This is a genomic window from Halomonas sp. H2, assembly GCF_050215315.1.
Taxonomy (GTDB): domain Bacteria; phylum Pseudomonadota; class Gammaproteobacteria; order Pseudomonadales; family Halomonadaceae; genus Vreelandella.
On the sequence record NZ_CP189760.1, the window covers coordinates 2,922,772 to 2,939,980 of the forward strand.

The window sequence follows — 17,209 nt, forward strand, 5'->3', positions numbered from 1 at the left end:
ACAACAGGAGTCCGCCTGCATGGCGAAAGACAACCCCATCCTCCCCTCCCGCGACCGCCTCAATCCCGTGGTTTTCCACGGCAGTGTGGCGGGTATCGTTATCTTTTTAGTACTCACCATGCTGTTCACCGAGCAAGCCGGTGCTTTTTTTGATGCCGGGCTTGCCTGGGTCAGCAAAACCTTTGGCTGGTACTACATGCTGGCGATTGTTGCCTACCTAGTCTTTGTGGTTGCTATTGGCATGTCACGCTTTGGCAGTATTCGCCTAGGGCCCGATCACTCACGGCCCGAGTTTTCGCTGCTCTCCTGGTCGGCCATGCTGTTTGCGGCGGGTATCGGTATCGACCTGCTGTTTTTCAGCGTAGCCGAGCCGGTAGCGCACTATTTGGCGCCGCCGGATTTAACCCCAGAAAGCCAGGCAGCAATGCGTAATGCCGTCGTTCAAACCTATCTGCACTGGGGGCTCTCCGGCTGGGGGCTGTACGTGTTGATGGGTATGGCGCTGGCTTACTTCAGCTACCGTCATCGCTTGCCGCTGGCGATTCGTAGCGCGCTCTACCCGATACTCGGTAAACGTATCCACGGCCCGATTGGTAATGCGGTCGATATTACCGCAGTGATTTCTACCGTGTTCGGCATCGCTACCAGCCTGGGTATTGGGGTGATGCAGCTCAACTACGGCCTCACCTATATGTTCGGCGTGCCGGAAACGCTCACGGTGCAGGTGATTTTGATTATCTTAGTGGTCGTATTGGCGACGATTTCCGTGGTAACCGGGGTTGAGAAAGGCATTCGCCGACTCTCAGAATTCAACATGCTGCTGGCGTTAGCGCTGATGCTGTTTGTGCTCTTTTCCGGCGACACACTGGTACTACTGGATAAAGTGGTCAATAACGCCGGTGATTATCTGTCTGGGTTCGTGGGTGCCAGTTTCGATACCTACGCCTTTGCCGATGAAGGCGCCCAAGAGTGGAAAATGTGGTGGACGATCTTCTTCTGGGGCTGGTGGATTGCCTGGACACCGTTTGTGGGACTGTTCCTGGCGCGTATCTCCCGTGGTCGTACCATTCGTGAATTTGTCGCAGGCGCCTTGTTTATTCCGCTCGCCTTTATGATGGTATGGATGTCGGTATTTGGTAACAGCGGTATTGAGCTGGTAGCCAACCAGGGCGTTGCCGAGCTGGGTAAACAGGCCCTGAACACCCCGCAAACCACGCTCTACACACTGCTTGAGTACTACCCCTATGTAGGTCTTACCGCGGCGGTGGTTACCGTGCTGGGCATCGTGTTCTTTATCACCTCTGCGGACTCCGGTGCACTGGTACTGGCCAACTTCACGTCTATTTTGAGCGACGTGAACCACGATGCGCCGGTAAAACTGCGTATTTTCTGGTCGGCCGTCATCGGCTTGATCACTATTGCCCTACTCATGGCCGGTGGCTTGAACGCGCTGCAGAGTGCCGTCGTTATAACCGCACTGCCCTTCTCAGTGGTGATTTTCGCGGTAATGGTGGGCATGTATAAAGCGCTGAAACTTGAAGGTAGCAAAGCCGATGCACGCCGCATGATTGCTGGTGGTGCCCCCGGTGGTGACTGGCGAGAGCGCCTGGATCGCGCCCTGGATACCTCTAATCGTGCGGGTGCCGCTGCGACGATCGAGCACTCTATTCGCCCAGCGATGACCCAGTTTGCTCAGGAGCTTGAAAGCCGTGGTCAAACCGCCAATGTGACCGAAGAGCATGTCGAGGGCGAGTCGCTACCGAACCTGACGCTCCAGGTCGACTTCGGTGACGCCACCAGCTTTGTCTACCAAGTGTGTCCGCACCGTATGCGCACACCAAGCTTCATCCCTGCCGATGATGACTTCTATGTACGTCTGGATGTCTACCTGGCGGAAGGTGGACAAGATAAAGACCTTAACGGTTATACCCGTGGTCAGGTGATTGGTGATTTGGTGGCTGAGTATGAGCGCCACTTACACTTCCTCACCTTGGCCGGTGAGCAGATGGGTCATGTTCAGGCAATGCCTGGCACCATCGGCGAACCGCCTGAAGACTCGCAGATATAAGTAAGCATCTGCGCTTAGCCTAAAAAAATCCCAGCCAAGCGGCTGGGATTTTTTGTGCGCGAACGACTCCGCGACTAACGACTTGTTGTGCAAATTTCACCGCAGGCGTAGCGTAATGGCTTGTTTTCCCTATTTTTAGGAGGCTGACTCTATGTCCCGTGTCCATCAATCTTCGGGATACGTTTTCCCGATGCCTGGCCGCGCGTTAGTAAACGCCTGGCGTGAAGGGTATACGCTGGCCAAATTCAAGCGGGATGTAATGGCGGGTCTGACGATTGGTGTGGTGGCGGTACCGCTCTCCATGGCGCTGGCCATCGCTACTGGCGTGCCACCTCAGCACGGGCTATACACTGCCATCGTGGCAGGCGCGGTGATCGCCTTGACCGGCGGTTCGCGGTTTAATATCTCTGGCCCTACCGCCGCCTTTGTGGTGATCCTATTCCCCATTGTGGCCAATCATGGTTTGGGCGGGCTGCTGATTGCTACCTTTATGGCAGGCGCCATTTTGGTCGCGCTGGGGCTGTCGCGGCTGGGCAGTCTGATTCAGTACGTCCCCTACCCGGTCATTCTTGGCTTCACAGCGGGCATTGGCGTCGTCATTGCGCTGCTGCAACTGCCCGATTTTCTCGGTTTGGCCGGGGTCGAGCTCGGCGATAGTACTCTGCGTAACCTCATGCTGATTGGTCGAGCACTGCCCACTCTGTCACTGGCTGAAATCAGCGTCGGGCTTGTGACCTTGGCAACGCTGTTAATCTGGCCCCGTCTGAATACGCCAGTTCCTGCCCCGCTGGTTGGCTTGGCGGTGGGTACCCTGGTTGCCGCCCTGCTGCTGGTGGGTGGTGTCGAGGTCGATACTATCGCCTCGCGCTTTAGCTGGGAGTATCAGGGCGAAAGCGGCAGTGGCATTCCTCCCTTCGCGCCTGGCTTTATCGCACCGTGGCATTTCCCTGGTGCCGATGGCACGCCGCTTGAGATCGACTTTGCGCTGATTCAGGCTCTGCTTGGCCCGGCACTGGCGATTGCACTGCTGGCGGCCATTGAGTCGCTACTGTGTGCCGTGGTAGCAGATGGCTTAACTCGCACCCGCCATGATCCTAATGCCGAGCTAATTGGCCAGGGGCTGGGCAATATGGTGGTGCCCTTCTTCGGCGGCATTACCGCCACGGCGGCCCTTGCCCGCACCGCGACCAATATCAAAAGCGGTGCCTTTTCACCTATCGCTGCAGTGGTGCACTCAGTCGTAGTGCTACTTGCCGTGGTCGTGCTCGCGGGAGTACTGGGATATGTACCCATGGCCGCTCTGGCTGCCCTGCTCTTCATCATCGCCTGGAACATGAGCGAGGCGCACCACTTTATGCATACGCTGAAAAGCGCCCCCGCCAGCGATGTTTGGGTGTTGGTGATCTGTTTCGTACTCACGGTTGTTTTCGACATGGTGGTTGCCGTGGCCGTGGGTATTGGCCTAGCCGCCGCGCTGTTTATTCGCCGAATGGCACAGCTGACTCATACCCAACGCTTGGCGGCACCCAACACCAGCGAACACTTCCCGCCGGAAGTAGCCCTTTATAAGATAAGCGGACCGCTGTTTTTTGGCGCAGCAGAAAAGGCCATTGCCACACTCAGAGTGATTGACCACAGCGTAAAAATCGTCGTTCTGGATATGCGCGATGTACCCAGCCTGGATACCACCGCCATGGTGGCGCTGGATACGCTGCGACGCGAGCTGGGCGAGCATGGGGTGGGGGTAATATTTGTAGGGTTGTCACCGCGCATGGCGCTGAAACTCAAACGCGCGGGCATTAAGCGCGAAGCAGGTCAGTTAGCGGTTGTCAGTAACCTTGCCCACGCAGAGCGAATGGCGCGCCGTTGGTTGGGCCAACAGGGGAACGGCGGGGATTAAATCGTGCCTGAGCAGTGACACTGCCGAAATTAAAAAGGGGAGTTGCCTCCCCCTGAGATACGACACTAGAACGATGTCAGCTCGCCATATCCAACACGATACGACCCTCGATTTTGCCGTCGATCATGCGCTGGAAGACATCGTTGATATTGTCCAGCGTATCGGTTGCGACCGTGGCCTTAACCTTGCCTTCGGCAGCGAAATCCAGCGCTTCCTGCAGGTCGCTGCGCGTGCCAACGATAGAGCCACGTATGGTAATGCCATTGAGCACTGTGCTAAAAATTGGCAGCGGGAAGTCGCCGGGTGGTAGGCCATTGAGCACCAGTGTGCCGCCGCGGCGTAGCATATTCTGCGCTTGATCAAACGCCTTCGGCGACACCGCTGTCACCAAGGCACCGTGAGCGCCACCAATGGTTTTCTTCAGGTAGGCCGCTGGGTCGGTTTTCATGGCGTTAACAGTTACCGTGGCGCCTAAACGCTCAGCCAGGGCTAGCTTACCGTCATCGATATCGACAGCCGCCACGTTCAGCCCCATCGCTTTAGCGTACTGCACCGCCATATGGCCCAGGCCACCAATACCCGAAATCACCACCCACTGACCGGGGTGGGTATCGGTCATTTTCAAGCCTTTATAAACCGTTACACCGGCACACAGCACCGGGGCTATTTCGATAAAATCAACGGCATCCGGCAAGCGCCCTACATAGCCTGCATCCGCTAAGGTGTAGTCCGCGAACCCGCCGTTAACGCTGTAGCCGGTATTCTGCTGGGACTCGCACAGCGTCTCCCAACCGCCTAAACAGTGCTCGCAGTAACCACAGGCCGAGTAGAGCCAGGGTACACCAATACGATCACCCTCTTTGACATGGGTAACGCCTTCACCCACCGCCACGATATGCCCAACGCCTTCGTGCCCTGGAATAAACGGTGGCGAGGGTTTTACCGGCCAATCGCCGTGAGCAGCGTGTAAATCGGTATGGCAGACACCAGAGGCCGCCACTTTCATCAACACTTCGCCCTGCTTGGGGCGAGGTACATCAACTTCTTCTATGACCAACGGCTGGCCAAACTCACGAACGACCGCCGCGCGCATTGTGCTATCCATGATGCAACTCCTAATAGTTTTCGATACGGCAGTTTAAGCACTGCTCTTATCAGTAGAGTCAGCGTCAGGGGACTGACAATTACCGCCCGGCTGATGCCGGACGGTGTGGGTTAGCTATACATAGAAAAACGTGGCGGGTTAGAAGAAGCCCAGCGGATTGATGTCGTAGCTGACCAGCAGGTTTTTGGTTTGCTGGTAGTGCTCAAGCGCCACCTTGTGGGTTTCGCGGCCGACGCCGGATTTCTTGTAGCCACCGAATGCCGCGTGGGCGGGATATTGATGGTAGCAGTTGGTCCACACTCGCCCGGCTTGAATGCCCCGGCCCATACGGAAAGCGACGTTGATATCGCGGCTCCACAGGCCAGCGCCCAGACCGAACTCGGTGTCGTTGGCAATCGCCAGCGCTTCTTCCTCATCCTTGAAGGTGGTCACCGCCACGACTGGGCCAAAGATCTCTTCCTGGAAAACACGCATCTTGTTGTTGCCCTTGAGCAACGTTGGCTGGATGTAATAGCCACTGTTAAGGCTGTCGTCCAGGGTTTCTTTATTGCCACCGGTGAGGAACTCGGCGCCTTCGTCGCGGGCAATGTCCATGTACGACATGATCTTGTCGAACTGCTCTTGGGATGCCTGAGCACCTACCTGCACATCGGTATCCAGAGGATTGCCACGCTTGATGGTTTGGGTGCGCTCAATAACCTTGGCCATGAACTCGTCGTACATACTCTCTTGAATGAGCGCGCGAGAAGGACAGGTACACACTTCGCCCTGGTTAAAGAACGCCAGCACCAGGCCTTCTACCGCTTTATCAATAAACGTCGGCTCGGCGTTCATAATGTCGGCAAAGTAGATGTTGGGGGATTTGCCGCCAAGCTCTACAGTGGAGGGAATAATATTCTCTGCCGCGCACTTCAGAATATGCGAGCCAACGGGCGTTGAGCCCGTAAAGGCAATTTTAGCGATACGCTTGCTGCTCGCCAGTGCCTGACCCGCTTCTGCGCCAAAGCCGTTGACGATATTGAGTACGCCAGATGGCAGAAGATCACCAATTAATTCGGCCACTTTCAAAATTGACGCTGGCGTTTGTTCCGCAGGCTTCAAGACCACGCAGTTACCCGCGGCCAGTGCAGGCGCCAGCTTCCAAACAGCCATTAGAATCGGGAAGTTCCAGGGGATAATCTGCCCGACTACACCCAGCGGCTCGTGGAAGTGGTAGGAAACCGTATTGGCGTCAATATCCGCCGCGGTGCCTTCCTGAGAGCGCAAGCAGCCTGCAAAGTAGCGGAAATGATCGACAGCTAAGGGGAGATCGGCATTGATGGTTTCGCGTACGGCTTTACCGTTATCCCAGGTTTCAGCTACCGCAAGCATTTCCAGATTTTGCTCAATGCGGTCAGCGATTTTCAATAGGATATTGCTGCGCTCTTGAACCGAGGTTTTACCCCAGGCAGGCGCCGCCTTGTGGGCCGCATCCAGCGCTTTATCGATATCCTCTGCCGTTGAGCGGGGGATTTCGCAGAAGACATGGCCATTGACGGGGCTGATATTATCGAAGTACTGACCTTTCACCGGGGCGACAAACTCGCCGCCGATATAGTTGCCATAGCGTTTTTCAAATGACACCACAGAACCGGTATCATCAGGGTTGGCGTAGATCATTGTATTGCTCCTGAGTATTATGATTATTAAAGGTGCATTGACAGTGTTGTTCACTAAAGCAAATGGCGATATAGCCCGATGGCAGGATTAGCCCTCATCCCTTGGTAGGAGACGCCATGTATTCCCTGTTGGTGGCGGATGACCATCCGCTGTTCCGAGACGCGCTACAAACCGTGATTAGCGGGGGCTTGGCAGGCAGCCTGCTATTGGAAGCAGAGAGCCTTGCTGATGCAATAACGCTGATTGAAGCGCAAACAGAGTTAGATCTATTGCTGCTGGATTTAAGCCTTCCGGATGCGGAAGGCTTAGAGGGGCTGACAGCACTGCGGGAGGCATTTCCCTGGTTGCCGGTGGCGATTGTTTCTGCACATCAAGAGCGCCAGCTGGTACTCGATGCCATTACCCTCGGCGCGGTGGGCTATATTCCCAAATCCACACCCCGGGAAGCGCTGCTGGCGGCGTTAACGCAGATTCTTGAAGGCCAGCTCTACCTGCCGCCCGATATCATGCGTCGCCCAGCACCGCGCACTTCTGCGGTGCCACCCATTGCAAATGCTTCATCGACCAGCGAGCGGTTGGCGCGTTTAACCGATAAGCAGTTAGAGGTGTTGGCGTGCATGACGACAGGCATGTCGAACAAGCATATTGCCCGGGAGTTGTTGATTGCCGAAACGACCGTCAAAACCCATGTCTCGGCGATTCTGCGCAAGCTGAATGCCACGAGCCGGGTTCACGCCATTGTTATCGCAGGCGAGGAAGATCTAAGCTTTCACCGGGCCAACCGCACGCGTTAGGCTTTATTGAGCAGTGTGGCTAGCAGCATGCGCAGCCGCAGGGGCTTTAACGGTTTGAGCAGGCAGTACATGCCCGCTTCGCGGGTTGCGCGCTTAATCTCCGCCTCGTGATTGGCAGTAATCACCACCGCTGCCAAGCCTGGATAACGGCGCTGCAGTCGCGCGGCTAACTCAATGCCGGTTTCGCGGTGATCGCCCAAATGGTAATCCACCAGCAACACTGCCGGTCGCTCACCGTCGCTGACGGCCTCTAACGCACTCACCGTGGCAGCGGCGCGCACTCGGCACCCCCAACTGCCTAGCAGCGCCTGCATACCTTCTATAATCGCCAGGTCATCATCAATCACCCAAATGACACAGCCGCTTAGCGGATCCTCTGCAACGTCAGGCAGCGGCGTATAATGAGTGCTCGCCACTGCAGGCGGCGCGGCCGTCGCGTAGGGTACGGTGATCGAAAATAGCGCACCCGCGCCAGGGCTAGAGGCGAGCGAGATCGGTTGTCCCAGCATGGCGCTGATCCGGTCAACGATGGCTAGACCCAACCCCAAGCCACGGCTGTGTGCACTGTTAGGCTGATTAGCGCGGCGAAACTCCAGAAAAACCGCTTTGCGCTGCTGCTCAGGGATCCCGGGGCCGGTATCGCCCACCATAATTTCCAGGCCATCTCGTCTCCGCCGACAGCCCAGCAGCACGCGCCCCTGCTCGGTATAGCGCACCGCGTTGCTTAAGAAGTTGCGGATCACTCGCGCCAGCAACGCTAGATCCGACTCGACCACCGCACTGGAAGGCACGTAGTGCAGTGTCAGCCCCCGCACCCCGGCCACTTGGCGATACTCCTCTGCCAGCGCATCTAGCAGCGTGCTCACCGCGAAGGGCGCTTTATCGGCGTGGAGTACGCCTGCGTCCAAACGCGAGATATCCACTAGCGTTCCTATCAAGCCTTCAACATCTTTCAGCGAACGGCCAATATGGCCGACCAGAGCTTGTGAGGTATCAGGAAGCGAGTGGGTTTCTAACGCACTGGCAAACAGCCGGGCGGCATTGAGTGGCTGAAGCAAATCGTGACTGACCGCCGCCAGAAATTTCGTTTTGGAGAGGTTAGCGGCTTCGGCTTCGGCTTTCGCGGCCAGTAGGCGCGTATTGACCTGGCTCAGTTCGTCTAAGGTGCGGTGCAGCGCATCAGTGCGCTCACGCACCTGTTCGGCAAGTAACACTGAGCGTTCAAACGCGGCATAGGGCGCGGGGTCGGCACCGCTTCCCGTTTCCACCCGCTCCATCAGCGCTTGGCACACTTTACGCAAGCGACGGTTCTCTTCCCGCAGCGCCGCGACATCCGCCGCGTCAGTGTTTGTGGTTAGTTGGAAGAGATCCAAACGCCACCCCCGTAAACGTTTGATTCACATGCATACCATGATGCTGTTCACCGTACGTATTGAACCCCACTACGCCTGCCTGGCGCAGCAACTGCGATGCCTGATCCAACTGTTGTAACGCCTCGAGCTCCATCCTGCGTAGAAAACAGTCGCAGCCAATAATCATGCTCGGCGCGCCTAGGCGGGCACCTACTCCAGCAAGCATCACGCTGAGATTATCCAGTAGCGGCGTGGGCTGCATGGCGGTCAGTACAATGCCGTTTTCCACCGCACAGTAAAAACTCAGGCTATGGTCGCTATTAACACGCTGAATGGAGCGCACATAGTGCTGTTCGCCAATGCGCACGGCTAACGGGTGGCGGGCAAAAACCGCGGCGCAGAGCTGTTCCAGCGTGACACCTACTAAATCAGCGTATACCTGGGCAGCGGGCAAACCATTAAACTCAATCACCTGCCGCTGCTCACGATGTGCCTCGGTCACCACTAGTTTGTGGGTCAACGGGTTTAGGTGGTGGGTAGAAAACACTTCAAACGGTAGCTGCGTGTTGATCATCACCACTACCGCTGCACGAGTATGAAAACGCCCAGCGTTATAAACATGGGTATGGCTCAAGTGATTATCGTCACCCGCCGAGCCGCCAAAGCTGGGAATGCGCCCCAGTGCGGCGTCTAAAGTAGCGAGCACCTGCTCTTCACGGCTGGACAAGCCATCCAATAAAGTCAGTGCAAAGCTGTGCTCGTTGATCGGCGCGATGGCTTGGCGGCGGCATCGCTCCAACAGCGTATCGACCAGCGGTTGGGCGTTGGATAGTTCAAAATGCTCCAGGTCATCTATTAGTGCCGTTTCGATGGCAAATAGACGCCGGTCAAAACCCATTGCCACGATGGAGCCACGGTCGTAGCCCAACGGGGTAATTTCCCCCGCCGTGGTACAGCCACTTAACAGCGTTGCGGGCAACTGCTCTTCGAGCGCATTCGCAAGCGCCGCTAGATCATACTCAGCACTACAAAAGAACAGCGCGAACCCCAAGTTTTCATGGCGCAGTGCCTGGGCTAACTCAGCGGCTGCCTGAGAAGCATCAGCGTGCTGGCTGGCCGCAGTGAGAATGCCTTGCTCAACCGGGTAAGTAGTCACAATACCATCGCTCCAGTGCTGCTTGGGTATGCGCGGCTACCAGCTGTAACGTACTGAACGCTTGATCCAACTGGCCTTGGGTTGATCGACCCGACTTCGCCAATGTCTCAAGCTGCTTCGCCAATTCGGCCAGCTGGTCGGCGCCCATACTCACTGACTCACCGCGCAGCTGGTGGGCAAGGCGCGCAACTTGCTGCTCTTGCGCCGTATTTAGTGGCGCTGCAGCTAAGCAGGCGGCCAACTGCGCGCAGTAATCGCTCACTTGCGGGTGGTAGAGCACGATCAGTTGAGTCAGACTCACCTCACCTAACGTCGTCTTGAGCATGGCAAGCGTGTCGCCATTAAGTAACGGCTGCCTCCCAGGAAACGATTGCGACGCCGGTAAAGTAGCCTCTTCTGGCGTGCCAAGCAGTTGCAGCGCCAGCACATTACTCAATGCCGAGAGCGACAGCGGTTTGGTGATGTAATCGTTCATGCCCGCGGAGAGACAGCGCTGTCTGTCGTCTTCAGCGCCACCGGCCGTCATGGCGACAATGGGCACACCGGCGAGCCACCCACCTTGCTCGCGCAAACGCTGAGTGACCATTAGGCCATCTATATCAGGCAGTTGAATATCCATAAAAATTAGCTGTACTTGCCGCGTTTGCACCATGGCCAGAGCGTCATGACCGCTCTCGGCCCACACCACATCGCAGCCTAAGCGCGCCAATAGGCCAATCGCCACTTTGCGGTTGACCGCGTTGTCTTCCACCAGCAGCAGCGTAGTCCCAGTAAAATCTCGTTTAGGTGCCAAAGGCAGCGTCGCTAAAACGGGGTCAGTTGCGACTAAAGGCAATTCACACCAAAAGGTGCTCCCTTGACCTATCTGACTGCTAACCCCTAAGCGCCCTTGCATGGCTTCACTTAGCCGTTTGCAAATCGCCAGCCCTAATCCGGTTCCGCCAAAGCGGCGGGCAACCGACGCATCTGCCTGCTGAAAAGGCTCAAAGAGCCGCTCTTGCTGCTGCTCGCTTAATCCGCAGCCGGTATCAACCACCTCAATTAACAGCTGCTCCAGCGTAGAGGAGACCCTCACACTGACCTCGCCACGATCAGTGAATTTGATCGCATTGGCAATTAAGTTGAGCACGATTTGCCGCAGGCGACCCGCATCTATCGATATCCACGCGGGCACCAATGAATCTACATCGACGGTAAGTGATAGCCCTTTCATTTTTGCTCGGGGCGCAAACAGTACGACGATACTATCAATCAGCGGTTTTAGCGCCGTGGGGGAAGTTTCAAGGGTTAAATGCCCGGCTTCGATTTTTGAGAAATCGAGAATCTCATTGATCATTGCCAGCAGTTGATTGGCGCTATCGTGAATCGTATCGGCGTAATCTTCTATCTGCGCGGGGCTCGCCGATTCACGCAGCAGCTCACTCATGCCAATTACGCCGTTTAGCGGCGTGCGAATTTCATGGCTAACCATAGCTAAAAAGTCTGACTTAGCCTGATTCGCTGCCTGCGCCTGTTTAGCGGTCACTTCTAATTGCCGACCGAGCTGCTCTTGCTCTCGCCTTATCGCCGCACTTTCACGCATTTCACGCACTAAAAAGGCGATGACCAAAAAGGCAGCCAAACTCATACCCACAATTAATGACATCAGCAGCTTATAAAGAACGCTGAGCTGATCGCGTTCTTCAGTTGCTGACTCGGCTAAATAGCCGTTAATCGCAATAACCAAGCGTTCTGTGAGCTGCGTTAGTGCCTGTAACTCATTTTCCAACGCCGCTGCGAGCAGCGGCTCACTTTTACTGCTAGGCCCTATCTCACCGTAGGGGTTAATGACCATATCCAGCACATCAAGCTGCTGTTGGATTTGGCTCAATAGCTCGCGGGCGGCATCAATTTCGTGCAATAACGTGCTGACTTCACCCTCGCTGAGCAGGGTTATACGGCTATACAACAATTCAAAGCGTAGGTTGAGCTCATCGTGCGCGGCTGGTGTCAGCGGTTCACGGGAGACCGCTAGTAAATGGTTTAATAGCTGCACCGCATCACGATCCAACTTATACACCACCCAGGAGGTATCTTCTCGCAAACGTTGGGTAAGATTTTCCTGCCGCCAGGCCGCTAATGTTGCCACCACCAGTGCTGCAGCGAACAGCAGTACGGCAACGATGGCCACCAGTTTAAAACGGCGGGGGTAACGCAGCAGGCTGGAAGCCTGAGCGGTTGAAGCGCTAACGGACATTAATATGCATAACCTGCCATACCGCTCTAAAGCGTATTTTTTCGCTTAGCAGCGCTTCATCCTGGTCAAATGGATAAAGCACCCAAAGCGGGCCATACTCCCGAATCGGTATTGCTTGCTGATCTTTCTCAAGCGCCAATATAACGTCGTAGTCTGCAAAATCACTGACCGGCATTTCAGCCTCGTAGCCATTCAGCGCGGACACATGCACAGCATCACTTTCAACATTTAAGCGCGCCAGCAGATCGCGCATTAAAGGCCCGCGGTAGTGACTAGTGCCTGCCGTCCAGGGCGTACTGGTTACAAACTCATGTTGTGGTAATTGCTTGAGCATGGCACGGTCAAACTGCACTTCGCTGCCCACATTGGCATGGTCGATGTTACCGCTAACGGTCAAAATGACGGGGCCATCAGGCGCACCCAATTCATCGCTTGTTTCAGCCAGCCCCGCTAGGGGAGCAATGCACAGGAACACGACCCACCCCATTAACAACGCTTTCACAGGCAATACCTCGTGTAGAATTACTCTTCCAGGTTCAAAACCTTTTGGTTTCAAAACCAAGGAGTAACGAAAGAAGACAGCGCAAAGGTTACGCCATCTCCTTAATGAGGTCAGGTCTAATGCTAAATTTCGTTGCTGTTTTTAGTAACCGAAGCGTTATCGGTCAATTACCCGAGTTAAGACTTGGTTGTTTCAAACGGTTCACAGCGCACTAAATCTTCGTACGCATGCCAGCTGGCGTGGCCTAGTACGGGTAAAATTAGCGCTAAACCAATATAGAACGTCATCACGCCGACCAAGACACATAGCGTTAAAATGACCGCCCAGAGCAGCATGACGCGGAAATTACGCGCAACACAGCGAACGCTGGCCTCAATTCCTTCCATAAAGGTTAAGTCTTGATCCATCAAAGTGGGAATGGCTACAACGCTGATGGCAAATGCACCAAAAGCGAGAATACCACCTGCAACGGTACCGACTGCCAGCATGCCTAAACCTTCGGGAGTGGTCAGTAAAGACGTATAGAGCGTGGCGGGGCTGGGGACTTCAAAACCAAAAAATAGCGCAAAGAGTAGGGTTGCCAAGCGAATCCAGGCGAGGAAGAAAATCATCATCATCACGCCCAACATGGCTAACTGACCCGCATGCGGTCGCCAACTGCCAAAAGCGTCGCCCAAGTTAGGCACTTGCCCGCGCTCTAGCGCGCGGCTAATGCCATAGGAACCAACGGCGACCAGTGGGCCAATAAACATAAAGCCCGCAATCATGGGTAGTAGCCAGTACCAATACCCTAATGTGAATGCACCCAGGGTAATAGCGATACTTAGGCCGACCCAAAACATGCCATAAGAGAGGCTAACGACCGTCGCGCGGCGAAAATCCTCTACACCCGCTGCCAACCACGCCCGTGGCCGATCAAACCCCACCTTATTGATAGTAATTTTAACGCTGGGTAAATCCGAATGATGGTTTGTTTTTGTTGTCGCCGCATTCATGGCATTACTCCTTTCGTTCCTGATATAGATCCTGGATTCAGGATTTACCTCAAACTCATCAACGCTGGTTACCCGCTGATGGTATTAATGCCAACATAATGGCTTAACACTACCTTTTAATCCCCTCTTAATGTAGCTGACCCGGGCTATCAGGGGGCGTCACTTTGGGATGCGCGTACAAAAATTCCACGAAACAGCTACAAAGCGCCAATTAAATTGCTGAATCAGCAAAAATATATATATAGATAAAATGATATGCCAGCCATAAAAAAACTCCGAGCTAGCTGCTCGGAGTTGTTGTTTTTCCTACGCGAATCGCTCTGACGCGTAGCCTCTAGCGCACAATCATTACCGACATTTTGGCATGGTGCACCACGTGTTCAGCGTTAGGACCTAACACGTAGTCAACGAACTTACGCTTGGTATGAGAGGCCATGACGATCAGGTCAACATCCAACTTTTTACCTGCCTTGATAATCGCCTCCCAAGGCGAACCATCCACAATGACACTTTGTACCTGAATGTCGTCGGGCACATTCGTCTTGATGAATGCGTGAAGCGCATCGGTGATCGCGGCATGCGCTTTTTTGGCAAAGTCCTTGGGGAAGTAGGAGCCCACCATGGGCATGCGATAGTCCGGTAGTACCGTCACTACATGAAGCGAGGCGCCAAAAGTCCGACATAGCGTCAGGGCTGTGGGCAGCGCCTTCGACCAGGAAGACTCCTCGTTCAGATCCACCGGCAACATGATCTTGCTGTACATCGCGTTCTCCTTCATGCGGTGGCAGCGGCTGACGTGTTATCACGGCGTCGGCGCTGCATCAATACAATCAGCCCAAAGACCAAGAAAGCAGGAATCCACATTAGCTCTTTAGTCCAACGGTCGACGGGAGCCAGTACCTCAATGATTTCCTGATCGAAGTCGAAACCAAGCTCTGCGGCTTGGCTGCCGTAGGTCACCATATCAACGGTTGCCGTGCCGTCTTCAATAAATAGCTCCATGCCCAGATTATCCAGCCGCTCCTGCCCCGTTTCACCTTCCGGCACCGGTAGCGTCATATAGGTGGTCATGGGATCGCCATAATCATCGAGACCAGCAATCTGCAAGCGTAGGGTAGAGTCTTCGTCGACATCGCCCAGCGCTGCGACGAACTGCGCCGGCGGTATCGATTCATAGGGGTCATGAATCATGTCCATCCAGAAACCGGGCCGGAACAGCGTGAATGCAATCAGCAGCAACACGATAGACTCATACCAGCGGTTGCGGGTGATCATGAAGCCCTGGGTCGCCGCGGCAAAGATCAGCATGGCAATGGTCGACACCACAAAAATCAGCACCCCCTGGAGGAAGGTCACATCGATAAGCAGCAGGTCGGTATTAAAGATGAACAGAAACGGTAGCGCCGCGGTACGCAGGCTGTAATAGAACGCCTGGAAGCCGGTTCGAATGGGATCGCCCCCCGACACTGCCGCCGCCGCAAAGGACGCCAGCCCCACCGGGGGCGTAACGTCGGCCATGATGCCGAAGTAGAATACGAACAGGTGTACCGCAATTAACGGTACCAGCAAGCCGTTTTGAGCACCCAAACTGACGATGACCGGCGCCAACAGCGCCGATACCACAATGTAGTTAGCCGTCGTGGGCAGCCCCATGCCGAGAATCAAACTAAGCACTGCGGTAAGTAACAAGATCAGCATCAAGTTACCCATGGCAAGCGTTTCCACCACCTCTGCCAGTACCAAGCCCACCCCGGTCTGGGAGACGGCACCGACGATGATACCTGCAGTGGCCGTGGCGATGCCGATACCGATCATATTGCGGGCACCGGTGACTAGGCCACTCCACAGATCCATAGCGCCTTCACGCAGATCCGCACGCATATCGCTGCGCCCCCGGAAGATCGACGTAATAGGACGCTGAGTAATAATGATAAAGATCATAAATACTGTGGCCCAGAAAGCCGACAGCCCAGGTGACAAACGCTCAACCATCAGGCACCAGACCAACACGATAACCGGCAGGATGTACTGCAAGCCCACCAACACCGTCGGCTTGGTTTGCGGTAGCGAATAGATCGGCTCATTAGGATCATCGAGTTCGAGTTCAGGGTAACCTGCCGCCAGTTTCAGCAGTACGATATAAATGGCTGTCAGCCCAACAGCCACCACCCAGGGTGTCGCATCGCCCAGCACCGGTTTGAGCCAGCCAAGGCCGTAATAAACTGCCAGGGCGGTGACCATCATAAGTAGCAAACCACCGAGGAAACCAATCACTTTGTTGACCAGCGGTTTAGGCGGGTTGCTGCTTTGAAGCCCCTGCATGTTGGCCTTTAAGGCCTCCAGGTGAACAATATAAACTAATGCAATATAGGAAATCAGCGCGGGCAGGAAGGCATGCTTAATCACCTCAACATAAGAGATGCCGACATACTCGACCATCAGGAAAGCGGCCGCCCCCATCACCGGGGGCATAATCTGGCCGTTGACCGATGACGCTACTTCGACAGCACCCGCCTTTTCGGAGGAGAACCCAACGCGCTTCATCATCGGCACCGTAAAGGTACCGGTGGTGACCACATTGGCAATCGAAGAGCCGGAAATCAGGCCGGTCATGGCCGAAGCCACCACGGCGGCCTTTGCTGGCCCACCGCGATAGTGACCGAGCAGCGAGAACGCTACCTTGATAAAGTAGTTACCCGCGCCAGCCTTATCGAGCAAGGCACCGAACAATACAAACAGGAACACGAAGCTGGTTGAGACCCCCAGGGCAATACCGAAGACCCCCTGAGTCGTCAACCACTGGTGGTTAATCAAGCCGAAGAGACTTACTCCACCATGGGAAAGAATACCCGGCATCCAAGGGCCAGCCAGGCTATAGGTAAGAAAAACCGATGCCACGATCATTAGCGGCGGGCCAAGCGCTCGGCGGGTCGCCTCAAGCAGCAACAGTATCCCAGCGATGCCAATAACCACGTCCTGCAATATGGGGGCGCCGGGTCGCTGGGATAACTGCTCATAAAACATAAACATGTAAGCGCCACAAAAGGCCGCCGCTGCTGCGAGCACCCAATCCTGGATCGGAATATGGTCGCGGGGCGAACGCTTGAGTGCCGGATAGGCCATATACGCTAGAAACAGCGCAAAGGCTAAGTGGATAGAGCGGGCTTCCGTGGCATTAAATACACCAAAACCCAGAATGAAAGGCACCGGGGAAGCGATCCACAGTTGAAAAAGAGACCACGCTGCTGCAATGCTCACCAAGAGTTTCCCAGGCATCCCGGCTGGTTTACGGGCTCCCGTGTCGCTGGAGGCGACCATATCCTCCAAGTCTACTCCGGCTCCCGAAGGCCTGTTCTTATCGTCTGTCATCTGCCTGCCCCGCTCCGAGTCGATTGACGCATCATTGTCATATCGAAATGCCCTATTAACATTCTAAACCAAA

General features: G+C 55.2%; 12 protein-coding genes. 3 read left to right on the forward strand and 9 right to left on the reverse strand.

Annotated elements, in window-relative coordinates; all coding sequences use genetic code 11:
- Nucleotides 1–19 precede the first annotated feature (19 nt).
- A complete protein-coding gene (gene betT / locus ACQE2I_RS13600; RefSeq protein WP_427028598.1) occupies nt 20–2,068 on the forward strand; it encodes a choline BCCT transporter BetT in 2,049 nt (682 codons plus the stop codon).
- Between the two features lie 151 nt (nt 2,069–2,219).
- Nucleotides 2,220–3,968, forward strand: coding sequence for a C4-dicarboxylic acid transporter DauA (gene dauA, locus ACQE2I_RS13605; protein ID WP_298964450.1), 1,749 nt, complete (start codon nt 2,220–2,222; stop codon nt 3,966–3,968).
- A 76-nt stretch (nt 3,969–4,044) separates the two neighbouring features.
- Here dauA and adhP read toward each other — a convergent pair whose 3' ends face one another.
- Both adhP and exaC read right to left on the reverse strand, forming a co-directional pair.
- Nucleotides 4,045–5,073 (reverse strand): alcohol dehydrogenase AdhP, encoded by a 1,029-nt coding sequence (gene adhP, locus ACQE2I_RS13610; protein ID WP_101147481.1) that lies wholly within the window; start codon nt 5,071–5,073, stop codon nt 4,045–4,047.
- Nucleotides 5,074–5,211: 138 nt separating this feature from the next.
- On the reverse strand, nt 5,212–6,732 hold the full coding sequence (gene exaC / locus ACQE2I_RS13615; protein ID WP_295708195.1) for an acetaldehyde dehydrogenase ExaC: 1,521 nt from the start codon (nt 6,730–6,732) through the stop codon (nt 5,212–5,214).
- Nucleotides 6,733–6,848: 116 nt separating this feature from the next.
- Between exaC and ACQE2I_RS13620 the strand changes: the two genes are divergently transcribed.
- Nucleotides 6,849–7,526, forward strand: a complete 678-nt coding sequence (locus ACQE2I_RS13620) for a response regulator (protein WP_022522294.1) — start codon at nt 6,849–6,851, stop codon at nt 7,524–7,526.
- On the opposite strand, the gene ACQE2I_RS13625 is transcribed toward ACQE2I_RS13620, so the two are convergent.
- The 7 genes from ACQE2I_RS13625 to ACQE2I_RS13655 form a co-directional block, all read right to left on the reverse strand.
- Nucleotides 7,523–8,899, reverse strand: coding sequence for a hybrid sensor histidine kinase/response regulator (locus ACQE2I_RS13625; protein ID WP_427028599.1), 1,377 nt, complete (start codon nt 8,897–8,899; stop codon nt 7,523–7,525). The genes ACQE2I_RS13620 and ACQE2I_RS13625 overlap by 4 nt on opposite strands.
- Nucleotides 8,868–10,034 (reverse strand): nitric oxide-sensing protein NosP, encoded by a 1,167-nt coding sequence (gene nosP / locus ACQE2I_RS13630; protein WP_427028600.1) that lies wholly within the window; start codon nt 10,032–10,034, stop codon nt 8,868–8,870. Before nosP ends, ACQE2I_RS13625 begins: the two co-directional genes overlap by 32 nt.
- Nucleotides 10,015–12,270 carry an ATP-binding protein gene (locus ACQE2I_RS13635; RefSeq protein WP_427028601.1) on the reverse strand — a complete coding sequence of 752 codons (2,256 nt, stop codon included), beginning with the start codon at nt 12,268–12,270 and terminating at the stop codon, nt 10,015–10,017. Before ACQE2I_RS13635 ends, nosP begins: the two co-directional genes overlap by 20 nt.
- A complete protein-coding gene (locus ACQE2I_RS13640) occupies nt 12,260–12,757 on the reverse strand; it encodes a molybdopterin-dependent oxidoreductase (RefSeq protein ID WP_427031475.1) in 498 nt (165 codons plus the stop codon). The genes ACQE2I_RS13635 and ACQE2I_RS13640 overlap by 11 nt, the downstream gene beginning before the upstream one ends.
- 191 nt (nt 12,758–12,948) lie before the next feature.
- Entirely contained in the window at nt 12,949–13,767 is an 819-nt protein-coding gene (locus tag ACQE2I_RS13645) for a DUF2189 domain-containing protein (protein ID WP_427028602.1), read from the reverse strand.
- Between the two features lie 334 nt (nt 13,768–14,101).
- Nucleotides 14,102–14,530 carry a universal stress protein gene (locus tag ACQE2I_RS13650; protein ID WP_427028603.1) on the reverse strand — a complete coding sequence of 143 codons (429 nt, stop codon included), beginning with the start codon at nt 14,528–14,530 and terminating at the stop codon, nt 14,102–14,104.
- Between the two features lie 11 nt (nt 14,531–14,541).
- Nucleotides 14,542–17,136, reverse strand: coding sequence for a TRAP transporter permease (locus ACQE2I_RS13655; protein WP_427028604.1), 2,595 nt, complete (start codon nt 17,134–17,136; stop codon nt 14,542–14,544).
- Nucleotides 17,137–17,209: the final 73 nt, after the last annotated feature.